Below are 1,298 nucleotides of genomic sequence, written 5' to 3' on the forward strand. Positions count from 1 at the left end.
GCTGGTTGGGATAGAGCCTCAAGCATTCTTCGATTGTAGCACCTGAGCCTAAAAGCTTTATGCTGTAATCGAGCGCACTCTCTAGTTTTTTGTTGTTTGCACTTGCCTTATCCACTAACTCCACCAGAATTTCTTTTTTATCTTTTTCACTTACTCTATTTAAGCTTAGACCCTCTAACTTCTAACAAAGCTACTGCGATCTAGATTCTTCACTTCGCTTACGCTTCGTTCAGAATGACAGCTAGCGGACCCTTTTCTTTGGAGCTAAGCCTTCCTGAAAAGGGATTTCTTGGCTTCGGTAATCATCGGCTCAACCCGTTCTTCCGGCTCCTCCTGCCTCTCGAGCAATCTTCTAAGAGAAGCGAGAGCCCTTACTTGCAACGACTTTATCGACCCTTCGGTTTTTTCGAGCACCTTGCCGATCCCGTTATTGGAGAGCCCCATTGTAAACTTCAGCAGAAGTACCTGCTGCTGCTCATCTGTAAGTTTTACGACGGCTTTTTTGACCTCTTCTGCATCGAGCGCCGAGATTACGGTTTGCTCAAGGTCGGCTTTATTTCTGCTTTCAAAGAGAAGCTCTTCGATATCATCGTCAAACAATACGTGCGACCGTTTGGATTTAGACCTCAGGTAATCCAGCGTCGTATTCTTGGCTATTCTTAAGAGCCACGGATAAAACGACTTGCCGTCTTCCCTGAAATCAGGTATCGCGACAAGCATCTTTAGGAACACCTCTGATGTGAGGTCTTCGGCCAAAGGCCTGTCGTTTACCTGGTAGTAAATGTACCGGAACACATGCGGAAGGTAATTATCATAGAGCGCCGTCAACGCATCTGCGTTTAGTTGTTTTGCGTTCATCACCAGGACGTCGAGATTCTTGAGGTTATTCATCCGGCCCCCTCTCGACGCCATGGGGTGCTAAAACAACCCTTCCATAAAGAAAAGACGAAGGATTTGCTAAAAAGATACGGGTTACGTTCTTAAAATTTCGAGCGTTACATAAAACTCGCCGATTACAGGCAAACGTCACGAAAGCCCCCTCAATGGCTGTAAGGCACTTGCTACTATTTAATGCTGCGTCTTATGTCTATGCTATCCATCCGCCCGCCAGCTTGCCGCCAGGCGCCCTACCGGGCAGGAAAGGCTTTCCTATTTTTCTTAACCTATCGATAATTCGCGTAATATACAGCCGCTTTGTCTTTCTATTACACAGACTCTAATTTTACAACAAAAGCGATCTATAAAAAAGCGATTTTGGAGAAATTTTATCAAAGCAACGGTGTAGTACATTGGTAATT

The 1,298-nt window shown here is 45.2% G+C and carries 1 protein-coding gene; it reads right to left on the minus strand.

The annotated features are described in order from the left end of the window. Positions 1 to 264 precede the first annotated feature (264 nt). A complete protein-coding gene (locus COY37_RS04385) occupies positions 265 to 891 on the minus strand; it encodes a sigma-70 family RNA polymerase sigma factor (protein WP_286679166.1) in 627 nt (208 codons plus the stop codon). Between the last annotated feature and the right edge of the window lie 407 nt (positions 892 to 1,298).

This window comes from Candidatus Aquicultor secundus (genome assembly GCF_002791875.1).
GTDB classification, from domain to species: Bacteria; Actinomycetota; Aquicultoria; order Aquicultorales; family Aquicultoraceae; genus Aquicultor_A; species Aquicultor_A secundus.

What these genes read in the sequence shown, in the direction of transcription:
- COY37_RS04385 (WP_286679166.1), bottom strand. Translation starts at nt 891, where the DNA reads ATGAATAACCTCAAGAATCTCGACGTCCTGGTGATGAACGCAAAACAA.